The sequence below is a fragment of the Streptomyces sp. NPDC007901 genome, from assembly GCF_042959465.1.
Lineage (GTDB): Bacteria > Actinomycetota > Actinomycetes > Streptomycetales > Streptomycetaceae > Streptomyces.
Genome location: NZ_JBIBKW010000045.1, coordinates 1 through 15234 on the forward strand (window position 1 = coordinate 1; position 15234 = coordinate 15234).

The following is a 15234-nucleotide window of genomic DNA, read 5'->3' on the forward strand; positions in this document are numbered from 1 at the left end:
TCCACTGTTGAGCAGGTCGGCCTCGAACCGGCGGGTCAAGTGGCGGCAGTCCTCGACTGCTACCAACACCGAACCGAAGCCGTGCAGCCAGGCCAGCGCCTTGAGATGGCCGGCGGGTCTGGCGGCCACGGTCAGTTCCGCCAGCCGCTTTCCCAGCGGATCGACCGCCACCAGCGTGTGCGTGTTCTTGTGTCCGTCTATCCCGACGACGATCAACGTGCCTCCCTGCGGCGATGCCGGATGCTCAAGTGATCGTCCGGTGCCGGGGGCACGCCTCAATCGGGCCTGCGGCACGCTCCTATCAAGCCACACCGCACCGAACGGCCTGCGACCGGCGGGCGGCACATCGCCGACAAGCCACCGCCGTACGGGGCAGCGAAGAAACGAGCCAGCCCGCCGGTCGACAGGATCCTGCCACCGGAGGGCGGCACATCAAGGACCAACCACCAAAGGCGGCTTCGGCCCGTGTCCACCCGCCGATCGCCAACAGCCTGACATTGACGCGAAGAAAGCCGTCGCACGCTTGAGGACCTCGACGTCCTCGCGCAGCCGGCGGTTCTCCCGCCGCAGTGCGGCCAGTTCCTCACGTTCACTGCTGGTCAGACCGTCGCGTTCGCCCGCGTCGACCTCGGCCCGGCTGACCCACAGCCGCACCGCGGTCTCGGTCAGGTCGAAGTCCTTGGCGATCTGGCCGACCGAGCGGTCACCGCGTCGACACAGCTCGACGATCTCGGCCTTGAACTCCGACGTGAAGGCCGAGGCTTCTTCTTCCCCATGCTCTCCATGATGGACATCCTCCCGGGGCAGAACCCCTGATCTCGAATGTCCGTCAAAGCGGATCAAGCCCATCGACGACCTGCTCCCATGCGGCGAACACCTCCTCGTCGAAGAGGTTCTGCGGCGGCTTGTCGAGCATGACGACCGCGAGGGCACCGTCACTTTCGTACTCGATGCGGACCGAGACGTCGTCGTGGCTCTCTTGGACGACGAGGCCACGACGGTGAAGATGCTGCGACGACAGGAGGGTCGGGTGTGGCTCATGCTCGGTAATCCGGCGTACCGCGGTCAGGTGCGCGCCCACTCTCCTTGTCTCCTGTCGTTGCGGAGTGTGGCCACCAGAGTTCTGGAGCGCGCTGCACCGATGCGTAGTCGCTTGCGCAGGGTCTCGGCGGAGATCGGCCGTCGATGTGCTTCCCAGTGTTCGGCATCCTCTCTCCGGGCCCTTTCCAAGAGTGCGTCATGTGGGGTCCGTATCTGCATGTGTTCGTACTCCACCGCCTCCTGCAGCAGTAGTTCCTCCGCTACCGCCAGGTGCGGGCCGTCCTCTCCTTCAACGGCACTCATCGCCTGGAGCAGGCCGGGGCCCACTTCGGCCCAGCCGATGAGCAGCAGGGGGCCTACTGCGTCGAAGGCGGCTTTGCCCATCTGGCCGGAGAGGAGTGGGTCTGTGACGTTGAGGGCCAGGGTCATCAGGCTGGACATGATCAGCAACCGGCGTGCCGGGCGTAGTTGTTCGGGGGGTGCGCCCTGCAAGGCGAGGTAGCGGATGGCGAGGAGGAGGCCGAGGACCGACAGGTCGACTGCGGGTGCCACCAGTGGTGCGACGAGGGCGGGCACGCTGAGGCGTGTGGCCAGGGCCCATACGTTGCCGAAGCCGAACAGGAAGGTCAGGCCGACAACGGTACCCATGATGACGGTGACGGAACGGAAGGCCGTTGCCTGTTCACGAGATCGTCGCCCCTCGGGCAGGGCCCGAAGGGACGGCTGCGGCCGATTCCTCATGTGGCCCTGCCCTGCGGGTCAATCTGGTCGTCCGGGAGGGATGGTTCTGGTCGATCCTGCGGAGACTCAAGGGCCTTTTCCCCTCCGGCGTTTCTCCTCCCGCTCGGCTGAAGTTGAAGATCTGCCCGTAGCACAACCGGTTGGGCTTTTGGTTCAACTCCCCCCTCGGACACATCATTGCCCCCTGAGGCCCGTTTTGCGGGCAGGGCAGACTGGCACCCGCCTCCGGCTCCTGGCCGGGCGCGGGTGTTCTGTCGTTTCGGCAGGCTTCTGGCTTCCTCCTTCGTGTGCCGGCACGTGTGCTGCGGTGCCGGTCAGCCGGTGGCGATCCTTTCTTTTCGTGGGGTGTCCGCGGTCAGGGTCCGGGTGGCCGGGTCGAAGATCACGGATATCGATTCGGTGCGGAGGTTGCGCCTGCCGAAAACCTCATCCGTGCAGCTCAGGCGGCATGTCGGTACTCGTGGATCACTCCACCGAGGCGATCCTGCCGACGTATGTCGAGGCGGGCGATCCGGCCCGGAGCGGCAATCGGTTCGGGGAGGGCGCGTAGGGGTGCTGCCTGCCTCATGGCCTGGTGAGCGCGGTGCGAGTTGTAGTACTGCTCGTATTCGTGCAGGACGTGGCGCAGGTGGATTTCGTTCCAGATGAGGGTGCGGTCGAGGAGTTCGTGGCGGCAGGACTGCACCCAACGTTCCATGACCGAGTTCATACGTGGCATCCGGATTCCCGTGAGGACGGATCGGATGCCGGCGCCGGTGAGGATGCCGTCCATGAGGGCGGGGTACTTCGCGTCGCGGTCGCGGATGACGAACTTGGCCCTGGTGCCGGCGTCTTCCAGGTCCATGGCCATGTTCTTGATCGCCTGGGTGACCCAGGCCGCGGCCGGGTGCGCGGTGGTGCCCAGGATGCGGACGCGACGGGTGGCGTGCTCGATTGCGGCGAGGACGTACTGGCGCTGCCCGGTCAACGTGACGGTCTCGAGGAAGTCCATCGCGAGGAGGGCGTGGGCCTGGGAACGCAGGAAGTCGGCCCAGGTGGTGCTGCTGCGTTCCGGTGCGGGATCGATGCCCTCTTGCCGGAGGATCTCCCAGACGGTGGAGGCAGCGATTTTGATGCCGAGGGTGGCCAGCTCTCCGTGCACGCGCCGGTAACCCCACGATGGGTTCTCGCGCACCAGGCGCAGGATCAGTCGCTGGATGGAGCGGGCGGTGGGTGGCCGTCCAGGCCGTTTGGGGCGTGAGGCGTTTGCGTGGCGCCGCTTGACCAGGTCGCGGTGCCAGCGCAGGACGGTGTCTGGGCGGACCAGCAGGCGGAGGCGGCGCAGCACAGTGCGGGGCAGCGGGGCAGGAGGGCCGCGAGGAAAGCGCGGTCCCCTGGGGTGAACGTTGCCTTTCGCGGGCCGAGTTGCCGCTCGAGGACGCCGAGTTGGTGGCGAAGCGCCAGGATCTCCACGTCCTTCACCCGGTCGTTCATCGGTAGCAGGCGCAGCGCTGCGAAGGTGTGGGTAACGGCCAGGTAGGCAAGGCGCAGGATCACGGGTGACCATCATGCCGCGGTCGCTGATCACGGCTACAGGCGGGTGACCTGGGCGGATGAGTTATCGGCAGGCGCAAGGCATGGACGCATCCTTCCAAGGATCAGCGCCCTCTGCCGAACCCGGAGCGGTTCACGAGCGGCCAGCCTGACACGCCCATCCGGCACCCACGGCGTCGCTGCGTACAGGATGCGGCGGCATGCTCCACGAGTTCCGCATGCAGCCTGGCCGGCACGGATGAGGTACTTGGCAAGCGTAAGGTCAGGACTTCCATCGGACCGGCAGCTGACGTGGGCCGCGGATGAGCATGCCGTGGCGCCACGTCAGGGCGGCCGGGTGGGCGTCGAGGGCGAGGTCGGGGCAGCGCTCCAGCAGGGCACGGATCGCGATCCGAGCCTCCATGCGGGCCAGCGGCGCTCCGAGGCAGTAGTGGATGCCGTGGCCGAAGGCGACGTGACCGCCTGCGGGCCGCCGGACGTCGAAGCGGCCCGGGGCGGGGAAGCGGGCCGGGTCGTGGTTTGCGTCCGCCAGAGCCACGAGGACCAGTTCACCACCGCCGGGGATGTCCGTAGTGCCGATCTCGAGCGGCTCGGTGGTGAACCTGAACGTCGGCGTCTCCACCGGCCCGTCGTAGCGCAGCATCTCCTCCACTGCGTTGTCCATCAGCGTCATGTCCTCGCGAAGTGCGGCGAGTTGGTCGGGATGGGTCAGCAGCGCCAACACGCCGTTGGAGATCAGATTGACGGTGGTCTCATGCCCCGCGACCAGCAGCAGCCAGGCGGTACCCCGCAGTTCGTCCGGAGAGAGCCGGTCGCCGTCCTCGTCGGTGGTCCGGATCAGTGCGCTCATCAGGTCCTGACCCGGCGCCAGGCGCTTGCGCTCCAGTAACTCGGCGAGATAGGTGGCCACCTCACCCGTCGCCGCCAGCCGCGCGTCCGGGTCCGGGTCGGTGAGTATCGTGGCGGTCCAGGCGCGGAACGCGGCCCTGTCCAGCATCGGGACGCCGAGCAGCTCGCAGATCACCGAGATGGGCAGCGGGAACGAGAGTGCCTCGACCAGATCGGCCCGCCCTTCCGGAAGCGCCATCATCACGTCGAGTAACTCGTCGGTGATCTGCCGCACGCGTGGGGCGAGCTGCTCGATCCGGCGCGGAGTGAACTCGCGGACGACCAGCTTGCGCAGCCGCTCATGGTCCGGTGGGTCGGAGTTGAGCATGTGTGGCCCCGCAGATGGACTGGGGAGCGGAAAGGAGGGCGAGGCGTTCTTCCATTGCTTGGACAACCGCGGATCCACGAGCGCGGCCCGGCCGGCCTCGTACCCGACGACAAGCCAGGCCTCCGCACCCTCCGGGATCCGTACCTTGTGCACGGGGCCGCGCTCACGCAGCGCCGCGTAAACCGGATACGGATCGCGGACGAAGTCCTCGCCCATCGCCACCAGATCGATCACCTCGGCCGGCATCGCCCACCCCGTCTCCCGGTTCGCTTTGACGCTAGCAGTGGGCGACGCTTCGGCGAAGGACGCATCCAGCCGCACCGGGCGGGAAACAATTCATCGCAAAGCCCGGCGACCCGGTCATCGTGACCGTCACCAACGCCAAGAAGACCAGCGACACGACTCCGGCCCCCACATCCTTCACGAAGCCGTCCGACGAGCCGAGCATCGTCCCGGCGAGAGCTGCCAGCTCACTGTCGATCCCCCTCGGGCCTTGCGACTTCCGTACTGGCCCATACGAATGATTCACCGGCGCCGCAGGGTGAACGATGGCGCTGTGTGCCCCAAGTCGGCGGCCGGGCAGCCGCTCGCGAGCATACGTTGACTCGTGTGCCGCTGAGCTACGCCTTTGTGAACCTGAAGCCCGGGGTGGGAAAGACGACCAGCGCAGTCTGGTTGGCCCACGCACTTCACGAGTCGGGTATCCCACCGCTACTGGTCGACAGCGACCCCGCTTCCTCCGCGCTGCGCTGGAGCGAATTGGCAGGTGGCTTCCCGTTTCCTGTGGTCGCTCTGCCGGTGGGCGATGTGCACCGGCGCGTGAACGATTTCCTGGGCGACCGGCGGGCCGTCGTATTCGACGCTCCGCAGCTGGAGGACCACGCGCACATCGCCCGCAGCATCATGAGGTACGCAAGCGAATGGATCGTGCCGGTGACGCCGGCTCCCATCGAGCTGGATCGCATGGCGCCCATCGGTGGCGAGATGGGCGACGTACAGTCCTTGCGCGTCCAGCCGGCCCACGCCGCCGTTCTGCTGAACCGAACGAATCGTGCCGACGCCACGCGTACCGGTCCCGATGCCGACGCCCGCGAAGCTCTCACCGAGCGGGGATTCGACGTGTTGTCCACGCACATTCCGCGGCTCGACTTGTACGCCCAGTCATTCGGAAGTCCGGTGGTGGTCAAAGCCTCGGCGTACATGGACCTCGCAGACGAACTCATCAAGCGACAGGACAAGGCATGAATCAGCGGAAGGACACCTACCGAGCCGCATTGCAGCGCGGACCGGACGCTGTCGTACCACGTCCCGTCAAAGTCACTCAGCTGCACACCCGATACGTGCGGGTGACCATCGAGCTGGACGCCGGCTTGCCGCGTGACCTCGTGCAATGGGCAGGGTCGACGGTATCCGTGATGGTGCGGGCCGGCGCCGCTGCCCTGCGACCCTTGAGAAGCGCCCCGTAAGCCGGGTGACGCAGTCGTGCGTGCACCGGCCTCCGCTCGCCCACCGGCTTGACTGCGACGGGTGATCTCGCTGGATGCCGGTGGTCATGGGGAGGCAGCGAGGGCACCTGGCGGATCTTGGAGCTTGAGCCGCCCCTGCGCCGGCACGAGCGTATCGTTGGCGATCAACTCGCCCCTCGGACACAGATCACCACTCCACTTGTGCGGGTCGAGCTGAGCCTCGGTCCGCACGAGCTGTTTTGTGCCCAGGGTCATCCCTGGTGGTGGGCCGTGTAGACGGTCGCGGTCATCGGTGCGGTCACGGGGCCGGTGCCGAGGTGGTCCGTCATTTTCTGGGTGACGGCGAGCTGGAGGGCCTGGGCGTCTTCGCGGGCCTCGACGGCGGCGCTGACCGGTGTGCCGGTGAGGAATCCGGTGGCGACGGAGGCAGCCGACTCCGCGACGCCTTCCAGGGTGACCTCCTCGGCGGTGGCCAGGGTCAGTCCGGCGGCCGCCAGGTCCGCGGCGACCACGGCCGGATCGGCGTAGCCGTGGGGCACGTCCGGCAGGAACGTGGGCGCTCCGTCGGGCATGGACCGCTCCAGGGCGTCCTGGAAGGCGGCCCCGAAACCGTGCGTGGCCAACGGACCCCAGCTGTTGAACAGGAACCGCCCCCGCGGGGCCAGGACCCTGCGCACCTCGGCGTAGGCGGCGGGTCTGTCGGGGAAGAACATCACCCCGAACTGGCACAGGACGAGGTCGAAGCCGCCGTCCTCGAACGGCAGCTCCTGGGCGTCCGCCTGCCGCCAGTGCGCGCGTGGCTCCCGTACCGATCCGGCGATGACCATCGCTTCGTTGAGATCGGTCGCCGTCACCGAGGCCGTGGGCACCGCATCGAGCAGGGCCGAGGTCAGCGCCCCGGTCCCGGCGGCGAGCTCGAGGACCGTGCGGGGCCGCAGTGCTGCCGCCCTGGCCGCCAGATCGGCGGCGAAGGGGCGGAAGAAGACCGGCACCAGGTGACGGTCGTAGGCCTCGGGCATGGACCGTGTCCACCGCCGGTTCGCATCGTCTGCGCTCACCTGACCGACACTAGCCCCGCACGGGGTCCGGCGGGCGGCTCAGCGCAGGCCGGCGAAGAGGTCGTTCTCGGGCAGGGCCGCGCCGGTGGTGTCCCGGACCCGTACGAAGGTCTCGACACCCATCAGCTCGGTGAACCTCTCCCGGCCCATCTTGAGGAAGAAGATGTTCTCGCCCTGGCTGGCGTGCGCGGCCAGCGCGTCGAACTTCTGGCCGCCGAACGCGGTGGTGTCCACCCAGGTGGTGATCTCCTCGTCGGGAAGTCCGATCTCCGCCAGCGCGGCGGCCTCCTCGGGGTCCGGCTCCGGTAGGTCCGCACCGAACTCGCGCATGGTCTCCCCGAACCGCTGCATCATCGAGCGGGGTGCCGTCGTCCAGTAGACCTTGGGTGCCGACTCGGTCATCTCCAGCGCCGCCATCGTGATGCGGTTGGCCTGGATGTGGTCGGGGTGGCCGTAGAAGCCGTTCTCGTCATAGGTGACGACCACATCGGGTCGGTAGCGCCGCAGGAGTTCCGCGAGCCGGGCCGCGCCCTCCGCCACCGGAGTCCGCCAGAAGGATCCAGGGGCGTCGTTGGCCGGCCAGCCCATCATTCCGGAGTCCGCGTAGTCCAGCGTCTCCAGATGACTGATCTTGAGGACGTCGCAGCTCGCCTCGAGTTCCTGACGCCGCATCGAGGCGACGGCTGCCGGATCGTGCCCGGGATCGCCCGGCTTCACGCCCCCGGGTCCGTCACCGCAACCGCCGTCGGTACACGTCACGAGAACCGTGCGTATGCCCTCCGCCGCATACCGCGCGAGGACACCGCCCGTCCCGGTGGCCTCGTCGTCGGGGTGGGCGTGTACCGCCATGAGCGTCAACGGCCGGTCATTCATCAAACAGTCCTCCTGTGCACAACGGGCTGGGTCCGAGTCCGCGGCGGGCTCCCCAGCCTGTGCAACAGCGCCGAGCGGAGGCGCTGTTCCCGCCGCGCTCGGGAAAAGCCCGTGGGTCGGATCAGCGGAAAGTTGCGAAGCTTACGTTGAAATTTGCGACATCTTGCATGGCTCATTCCTTCCTTCGTCGGAATCTGGCGCGCTGGTGGCCGCACAGTGCGGTCGGGGCGCCGGTTTCCCGGCTTCCCTCGAAGGAGCATCAGATACTGACGATCCCCAGACTCCGGCGACTGGCGGTGGCCGCCGGGCGCTTCGGGGTCGACGGCGGCGACCTGCTGTCCCCGACCGTGACCGGCGGCACCGGCACCGACTCCCTCTATGACGGGATCGGCGGCCCCGGCCGCAACGGCATCGCGATCCAGCCGTCGTACTACCCCGCGCCCCGGCCGCCCTGTCTGGCATGGCGCAGGCGGAGAACTGCGACGTCGGCGGCGGTTACCGCGTGGGCTGGACCGGCGCCGGACAGTGGTTCCGCCACACCGTGGACGTCGCCGCGGCCGGCACCTGCAGCCTCGGCCTGCACCAGCCGCCGGCCGGCCGGGCAGGTCTCGGAGTTCCAGGTGTTCGGTGCCTGAGCACTGACGCCTGCCGCGTCCTGGAGCGGCCCCCGGCCCCACCTATAGTTCGTCGCATGAGTCGCTGGCATGAGCTGACCGGAGGGACGTCCGGGCCGTCGTACGCCGCACGGTTCGCGGCCGTGGCCCGTAGCGGCAAGGACGTGCACGGAGAGGCGCGGTTCTGTGCCGCGCTCGTGCCCGCCGAAGCCCGGGTGCTGGACGCCGGGTGCGGTACCGGACGGGTCATGATCCGGCTCGCGGAGCTCGGGTACGACTGCGTCGGGGTGGATCTCGACGCGTCGATGCTGGCGGTGGCACGGGAGCAGGCGCCGGAACTGCCCTGGTTCCAGGCCGATCTGGCCGCGTTCGAACCCCGCCGGCTCGGGATCGCGGCGGACTTCGATCTCGTGGTGGCCGCGGGCAACGTCCTCCCGCTGCTCGCGGCCGGCACCGAGGCCACGGTGGTCCGGCGCCTGGCCACCGTCCTGCGGCCGGGCGGACTGCTGGTCGCCGGGTTCGGCCTGGACGAGGCCCATCTGCCCGTCCCGCCCGGCATCACCCTGCAGGAGTACGACGACTGCTGCGCCGCGGCCGGCCTCACCCTCGTCGACCGCTTCGCCACCTGGGACGCCGACCCCTACGAAGGCGGCGGCTACGCCGTCAGCGTCCACCGCGGCCCGACCGCTTGATCATCCCCTCGCGCAGAACCAGGACGGCCGCCGTGAGCCGCCGGTGAAAATCCCGTGGAAGCGGTGTCGGTGGCGCCGCTTATGCTGCACCGGAATGATCACGCGGAACCTGGGGAGGGCGCGGCATGTTCGACAAGCTGTTCGGCAGAGGCGGGGGCAGACCGGCGGCGGATCCGCATGCACTACCCGCTCCGCGCAAGCTCAGAAACGGGCTGTACACGCTGCACGCGCTCGGGGACACCCGGGTGTCCGCGCTGGTGGAGGCGGCCACCGCGGGCGACTGGGAGCTGGTGAAGGCGGCGCTCGCCCCCTTCGACCTCGGCCGCGACGACCGGGTCCTCGGTGAGCTGGCCGACCTGGACGGGGTGCAGGAGTGGATCGGCGCGGCCGTCGAGGAGGACAAGGAACACCGGGCGACCGCCCTGCTGATATCCGGGGCGCGCCACATCAGCTGGGGCTGGGAGGCACGCACCCGGGCACGCGCCGTGGACGTCACCCGGGAGCAGTGGCGGGTCTTCCACGAACGGCTCGACATCGCCGAGCAACAGCTGCTGCAGGCGGCCGAGTCGCGGCCGGAGTGGGTCACGCCGTGGCGCCGCCTGCTCACCTCCGGGCGCGGTATGTCGCTGGGCCCCGCCGTCAACGAGACGCGGCTCGCCGCCGCCCTGCGCCGGGACCCGCTGGACCTGGCGACCCACATCGAGTGGGTGTCGCAGTTGCAGCCCCGGTGGGGCGGCAAGCCCGGTGAGGCCCTGGCGTTCGCCCGGGAGGCGTTCGCCGCAGCGCCCGACGGCCATCGCCTCGGCTGTGTCGTCGCCATGGCCCATATCGAGGAGTGGGTGGAGTCGGACAGCGGCACCAGCCTCGACACGCCCGGCACCCAGGAGGAGCTGAGGGAAGCGGCCAGACGCAGCATCCTGCACCCCGCCTACGAGCGGCGCCCCGGCTGGCAGCAGGACTTCAACATCTTCGCCATGGCCCTCGGGCTGTCCGCCGAGAGCATCGTCGCCCGGCGGGTCTTCCACGAGCTGGGCGGCGCCTACACACCATGGCCGTGGCAGTACATGGCGAATCCGGAGAAGGCGTACGCCCGCTACCGGCGCACCGCCTGACCCCGCCACCCCACCCGTCCCCCTCGAACACCCCACCCCGGACTGCCCGATGACTCTGCCCGACACCCCTCAGAGCCCGGCCGCCGGCGCCGACCGCACCTTCCAGGTGGATCTGCGCGGCCTCGTCGACCTCCTCTCCCACCACCTCTACTCCAGCCCCCGCGTCTACCTGCGCGAACTCCTGCAGAACGCCGTGGACGCGCTGACCGCCCGGCACACCCTCGAACTCGGCGCCACCCCCGACGCGTTCGGCATCCGCCTGTACGCCGACGGCTCCGTCGTCCGGGTGGAGGACGACGGCGTCGGACTCACCGAGGCCGACGTCCACACCTTCCTCGCCACGATCGGCCGCAGCAGCAAGCGCACCGAGAAGATCGCCGAGCAACGCGCCGACTTCATCGGCCAGTTCGGCATCGGCCTGCTCTCCTGCTTCCTGGTCGCCGACGAGATCCACGTCGTCAGCCGGTCCGCCCGTACGCCCGACGCCCCCGCCGTGGAGTGGCGGGGACGCGGCGACGGCAGCTACACCGTCCGCACCCTGCCCGCTTCCGCCCGCCCCCGGCCCGGCACCACCGTCACGCTGACGCCCCGCGCCGACGCGGTCGAATGGACCCGGCCGGTCCAAGTACAGGCGCTCGCCCGGCACTTCGGCTCCCTGCTGCGCCACCCGGTGACCTTCGACGACGGTGCGGGCGGCCCGGGCTCGGCCATCAACCCCGAGCCCGCGCCCTGGGCGCGTACGTATCCCACACCGGGCGCCCGGTCCCGGGCGCTGGCCGCGTACGGCGAGGAGATCTTCGGCTTCACGCCCCTGGACACCATCGACCTGGACCTGCCGGCCGTGGGCCTCAAGGGCATCGCCTGTGTGCTCCCCGAGGCGGTGCCCGCCGGACGCCGGCACGGCCACCGCGTGCACGTCAAGGGCATGCTGCTGTCCGAGCAGGCCGAGGAGATCCTGCCCGAGTGGGCGTTCTTCGTCCGCTGCGTCCTCGACGCCGAGAGTCTGCGCCCCACGGCGTCCCGGGAGTCCCTGTACGAGGACGACACCCTCGCCGCGGTCCGGGACGCCCTCGCCGAACGGCTGCGCGCCTGGATCGCCCGGACCGCGGCCAGCGACCCCGACCTCCTCGGCCGCTTCCTCCAGACCCACCACCTGGCCGTGAAGTCGCTGGCCGTGCACGACGACGAGATCCTGCGGATGCTGCTGCCGTGGCTGCCGTTCGAGACCACCGACGGACACGCCACCCTCGACGAGTTCGCGCGCGCCCACCGCACCGTGCTCGTGACCTCCAGCGTGGAGGAGTTCCGGCAGGTGGCGGCGATCGCCGCGGCCGCCGGGCTGGGCGTCGTCAACGGCGGCTACACCTACGACCGTGAACTGGTCCACCGGCTGCCGGAGATCAGGCCGGAGGTCAGCGTCGCCGACCTCGACCCGGCCACCCTCACCGCCCACCTCGACCCCGTCGACCGGGAGACGGAACTGGCCGCCGCGGCCTACCTCGCCCTGGCCCGCGACGCCCTCGCCGTCTTCGACTGCGACGTCGCGCTGCGCACCTTCCAGCCCGCCTCCGCCCCCGCCCTCCTCCTCGACAGCCGCGAGGCCCGGCACGAGCGCACCCGCTCCCAGCTCGCCCGCGAGCAGCAGGGCGGCGTGTGGGGCGACATCCTCGGCCATCTGCGCCAGGAGGCGCCGCGGGCCCAGCTGATCCTCAACCAGCTCAACCCGCTGGTCCGCACCGCGGTCACCATCGACGAACCCGAACTGGCCCGCACCAGCGCCGAAGCCCTCTACGGGCAGGCCGCGCTGCTCTCCCGGCGCCCGCTCCGGCCCGCCGAGTCGAGCCTCATCAACCGCTCCTTCCTCGACCTCCTCGCCCACGCCCTCCGCAAGGACAGCTGACGATGCCGACCGCACCCCACCCCCAGACCACGGACGAGCTGTACGAGGCGCTCCGGGAGAACGACCGGCGCCCCTACGGCCGTACCCGCACCGTCACCGCCGAGGAACTGGTCGACGCCGCCGAGCAGTTCGCGGAGCCCGTCCCGCTCGTCGACGCCCTGCTGGAACTGCAGGAGGCGTACACCTACGGCTCCGAACCCCGCAAGTCGCCCGTCGTCTTCGCCCGCCTGCTCACCCTCTTCGACGAGCAGCCCGACGTGTTCGACGAGCGGCTGCGCCACCTGCTGTTCTGGCGGTTCAAGTGGGTGGCCAACGCCCTGGTCGCCCTGCCCGAGATACCCCTGACCAGCCTGCGCCAGTGGCTGACCGAGATGCGCGACCGGTACGAGAAGGCCGGTCTCGGACTCCAGCCCTACTACGGGCAGGCCTACCGGCTCGCCGCACACGTCGGCGAGGACACCGACCTGGCCTTCGAACTGTGGGCGGGGCGGACCCGTACCCGGCTCAGCGACTGCGAGGCCTGCGAGATCTGCGAGCGCGCCCTCTACCACCTCGCCGCGGACGACGACGAGCGCGCGCTGCGCACCTGGGAGCCCGTCCTGGCCGGGAAGGAGTCCTGCCAGGAGGAGCCCGCCCGCTCCGTCTCGTACGCACTCCTTCCGCTGCTGCGCGCCGGCCGCACCGACCGGGCCCGCGAGCTGCACCTCACCGGCTACCGCGCCTGCCGCCGCAACCCCGCGATGTCCGGCGAGGTCGGCCGGCACCTGGAGTTCTGCGCGCTCACCGGCAACGAGGCACGCGGCCTGGAACTCCTCGCGGAGAACCGGAACCTGTTCGACGACGTCGACTCGCCGCTGGACGAACTCGCCTTCCTCACCGGAGTGGAGGTCCTCCTGCAGCGCGTCGAAGCCCTCGGCCACGGCGGCCTGCCCGCCGCCGGATACCCGGGCCGCACCTGGACGGTGGCCGGCCTGCGCGCCGAGGTGCGCGGCCGGGCCGACGACGTCGCCGCCCGCTTCGACACCCGCAACGCGACCACGGCCCACACCGACCGGCGCCGGGCCCGCCTCGATCGCGCCCCCCTCCTGGACACCCTCGAACTGACCCTGCGCGCCCGCGCCCTCGACGACGTGGTCCCGGCGGCCGTCCCCGCCGCCGCCCGGACCACCACCGCCGTTCCCGAGTCGCTGCCCGAACTCATCGTCCAGGCAAGAGAGTTGGAAGAGCAGGGGCATCCGGGCGCGGAGGCCTGCTGGGCGCGGCTGCGCACGCTCGTCGCCGCCCCCGGCTACACCCACCCCGACGACCCGGCCGTGGGACCGCTCGTACGACTGCGCGCGGACCTGCTGGAGGACGAGGCCGGCCGGGCGGGCGAGAAGGAGAAGTTCGACGAGGCGGCCGCCCTGTACGAGGCAGCGGCGGGGCTGTACGACGAGGCCGCGCAGCCGGGGCACGCGGCGCTCGTCCGCGCCTGTGCCCTGCTCGCCGCGGCGCAGGCCGCCCCGCAGGGCGCCGACGAAGCCGAGGCGGGCACCGCCGCGCTGACCGACGCCCACGCGTCCATGGTCCGCCTCCAGGAGACGGCCACCGGCCTCGCCCCGTACCAGGAGGCCCGTCTGCTGCGGCTGCGGGCGACCGCGCTCGGCCTGCGGTTCCAGACGTCGCACGACGAGGAGCACGCCGCGCCGGTCCTCGCCGAGGCGGACCTGCTGCACGCGTTCGCCGTCCGGCACGACATCGACGGGCAGATCTCCGGAGCCCTGCTGCTCCGGGCCGGCGCCCACGCCCTCGCCGGCGACCTGCCCGCCGCGGTCACCGCGAGCGACGCCCACCTCGACCGGCTCAGGACACACGGCCCCGCCTGGCACCTGCCCCACGCCCTCGGACTGCGGGGGCGGATCCGGCTGGGCCTCAGGGACGTGCAGGCGGCCCACGAGGACCTGGCCGAGGCACTCCGCCTGGCTGCCGAATGGCCCGCCAACACGGTGGCCACCGCCCGCCTGCACGTCGATCTGGCCCAGACCTGCATGCGCCTGGGCCGCCCCGACGAGGCGCTGCGGCACCTGACCCGCTCCGCGGAGCTGGAGCTGCGCCACGGCAGCCGCTTCGACGCGTTCTGCACCTACAGCAACGCGGCCCAGCTCAGCCTCGACCTGGGCCGTGTCGAGGACTGCATCGCGCTGCTCGACTCGGTGCTGGCCGAACCGGACGTCACCGCCGGGGAACTGGACGACAGGCTCGTCGCCCAGCTGCGCCTGGCCCGCGCCCGCGCGCTGCACGCGGGGGAGGACCTCAAGGCCGCCACGGCGGAGTACGCCGCCCTCGCGGCCGAGTCGGCCGGCTGGGACGACGATCCCGGCAGCCACGCCATGATCGCCGCGGAGACCGCCATGCTCCTTGCCGAGTCCGGCGAGTTCGGCCGGGCCCGGGAGGCCGCCGACCAGGCCCTCGCCGCGCACGCCCGGGACCCGCGCTACGAGCAGCTCAGCAGCTGTCTGCGCGAACTCGCCCGCCTCCAGGCCCAGCATCAGGGCGCCGGGGGCCTGGCCGACGCGCTCGCCCTGCTCGCCGACGCGGGCCGGGTCGCCGACGAGGCCCGCGCCGCGGGGTACCGGGCCCGCGGCCGCGACCTGGACAGCGCCCTCGCCTACGAGCACGGGCGGGTCAACGCCTACGCCAAGGAGTACGAAGCCTCCCTGACCGCCCTGGACAAGGCGCTCACCCTCCTCGGCGAGCCCCAATCCGAACCCGAACCTGAGCCCGATTCCCAGTCCCAGTCCCACGACCGGGACCACGTCGGCGAATGGGCCGAGTGCGTCCGGCTCGCGGCCGTCGTGGAGGGCCTCTACCTGGAACGCCCCGAGCCCGCCCTCGCCCGCCTGGACGGAGCGGTCTCCCGGCTCACCGCCCTGGGCCACCCCGAGGAGACCGAGCCGCTGACCACCCTGGCGGCCCGACTGCGCGACGAGGCGTGACCCGGCGGGCGTG

The 15234-nt window shown here is 70.7% G+C and carries 13 protein-coding genes and 1 pseudogene; 6 read left to right on the forward strand and 8 right to left on the reverse strand.

Going from position 1 to position 15234, the window contains the following annotated elements:
- The 6 genes and pseudogenes from ACFZDK_RS53625 to ACFZDK_RS53650 all read right to left on the reverse strand — a co-directional run.
- Positions 1–216, reverse strand: a 216-nt coding sequence (locus ACFZDK_RS53625; RefSeq protein WP_390986162.1) for a transposase, incomplete at its 3' end; no start/stop codon positions are given.
- Between the two features lie 216 nt (positions 217–432).
- Positions 433–849: a transposase gene (locus ACFZDK_RS53630; RefSeq protein WP_390986165.1), complete on the reverse strand. Its 417-nt coding sequence runs from the start codon at positions 847–849 to the stop codon at positions 433–435.
- The gene (locus ACFZDK_RS53635; protein WP_390986167.1) at positions 830–1081 is read right to left on the reverse strand and encodes a hypothetical protein; all 252 of its coding nucleotides are present in this window, start codon (positions 1079–1081) and stop codon (positions 830–832) included. Before ACFZDK_RS53635 ends, ACFZDK_RS53630 begins: the two co-directional genes overlap by 20 nt.
- Positions 1066–1689 carry a SpdA protein gene (locus ACFZDK_RS53640; protein ID WP_390986169.1) on the reverse strand — a complete coding sequence of 208 codons (624 nt, stop codon included), beginning with the start codon at positions 1687–1689 and terminating at the stop codon, positions 1066–1068. The genes ACFZDK_RS53635 and ACFZDK_RS53640 overlap by 16 nt, the downstream gene beginning before the upstream one ends.
- Before the next feature lie 532 nt (positions 1690–2221).
- Positions 2222–3318: pseudogene (locus tag ACFZDK_RS53645) on the reverse strand (helix-turn-helix domain-containing protein).
- A 259-nt stretch (positions 3319–3577) separates the two neighbouring features.
- Complete coding sequence (locus tag ACFZDK_RS53650; RefSeq protein ID WP_390986172.1) at positions 3578–4777, reverse strand: cytochrome P450; 1200 nt, start codon at positions 4775–4777, stop codon at positions 3578–3580.
- 363 nt (positions 4778–5140) lie between these two features.
- Here ACFZDK_RS53650 and ACFZDK_RS53655 point away from each other — a divergent pair, with 363 nt between their 5' ends.
- A complete protein-coding gene (locus ACFZDK_RS53655; protein ID WP_390986175.1) occupies positions 5141–5776 on the forward strand; it encodes an AAA family ATPase in 636 nt (211 codons plus the stop codon).
- A 472-nt stretch (positions 5777–6248) separates the two neighbouring features.
- On the opposite strand, the gene ACFZDK_RS53660 is transcribed toward ACFZDK_RS53655, so the two are convergent.
- The gene (locus ACFZDK_RS53660; RefSeq protein WP_390986217.1) at positions 6249–7016 is read right to left on the reverse strand and encodes a methyltransferase domain-containing protein; all 768 of its coding nucleotides are present in this window, start codon (positions 7014–7016) and stop codon (positions 6249–6251) included.
- Between the two features lie 78 nt (positions 7017–7094).
- Positions 7095–7928: a PIG-L family deacetylase gene (locus ACFZDK_RS53665; protein WP_390986178.1), complete on the reverse strand. Its 834-nt coding sequence runs from the start codon at positions 7926–7928 to the stop codon at positions 7095–7097.
- Between the two features lie 296 nt (positions 7929–8224).
- Between ACFZDK_RS53665 and ACFZDK_RS53670 the strand changes: the two genes are divergently transcribed.
- From ACFZDK_RS53670 to ACFZDK_RS53690, 5 genes are all read left to right on the forward strand, one after another.
- Positions 8225–8563 (forward strand): hypothetical protein, encoded by a 339-nt coding sequence (locus tag ACFZDK_RS53670; RefSeq protein WP_390986181.1) that lies wholly within the window; start codon positions 8225–8227, stop codon positions 8561–8563.
- Between the two features lie 56 nt (positions 8564–8619).
- Positions 8620–9234, forward strand: coding sequence for a methyltransferase domain-containing protein (locus ACFZDK_RS53675; RefSeq protein ID WP_390986184.1), 615 nt, complete (start codon positions 8620–8622; stop codon positions 9232–9234).
- Between the two features lie 125 nt (positions 9235–9359).
- Positions 9360–10346 carry a hypothetical protein gene (locus tag ACFZDK_RS53680; RefSeq protein ID WP_390986187.1) on the forward strand — a complete coding sequence of 329 codons (987 nt, stop codon included), beginning with the start codon at positions 9360–9362 and terminating at the stop codon, positions 10344–10346.
- Positions 10347–10395: 49 nt separating this feature from the next.
- A complete protein-coding gene (locus ACFZDK_RS53685; RefSeq protein WP_390986190.1) occupies positions 10396–12246 on the forward strand; it encodes an HSP90 family protein in 1851 nt (616 codons plus the stop codon).
- Between the two features lie 2 nt (positions 12247–12248).
- Entirely contained in the window at positions 12249–15221 is a 2973-nt protein-coding gene (locus tag ACFZDK_RS53690; protein WP_390986193.1) for a hypothetical protein, read from the forward strand.
- Positions 15222–15234: the final 13 nt, after the last annotated feature.

Bases quoted from the DNA above. Each gene is read 5' to 3' on its own strand.
- ACFZDK_RS53630 (WP_390986165.1), bottom strand. From the start codon at position 849: ATGGGCTTGATCCGCTTTGACGGACATTCGAGATCAGGGGTTCTGCCC.
- ACFZDK_RS53640 (WP_390986169.1), bottom strand. From the start codon at position 1,689: ATGGGTACCGTTGTCGGCCTGACCTTCCTGTTCGGCTTCGGCAACGTA.
- ACFZDK_RS53650 (WP_390986172.1), bottom strand. From the start codon at position 4,777: ATGCCGGCCGAGGTGATCGATCTGGTGGCGATGGGCGAGGACTTCGTC.
- ACFZDK_RS53660 (WP_390986217.1), bottom strand. From the start codon at position 7,016: ATGCCCGAGGCCTACGACCGTCACCTGGTGCCGGTCTTCTTCCGCCCC.
- ACFZDK_RS53665 (WP_390986178.1), bottom strand. From the start codon at position 7,928: ATGAATGACCGGCCGTTGACGCTCATGGCGGTACACGCCCACCCCGAC.
- ACFZDK_RS53675 (WP_390986184.1), top strand. From the start codon at position 8,620: ATGAGTCGCTGGCATGAGCTGACCGGAGGGACGTCCGGGCCGTCGTAC.
- ACFZDK_RS53680 (WP_390986187.1), top strand. From the start codon at position 9,360: ATGTTCGACAAGCTGTTCGGCAGAGGCGGGGGCAGACCGGCGGCGGAT.
- ACFZDK_RS53685 (WP_390986190.1), top strand. From the start codon at position 10,396: ATGACTCTGCCCGACACCCCTCAGAGCCCGGCCGCCGGCGCCGACCGC.
- ACFZDK_RS53690 (WP_390986193.1), top strand. From the start codon at position 12,249: ATGCCGACCGCACCCCACCCCCAGACCACGGACGAGCTGTACGAGGCG.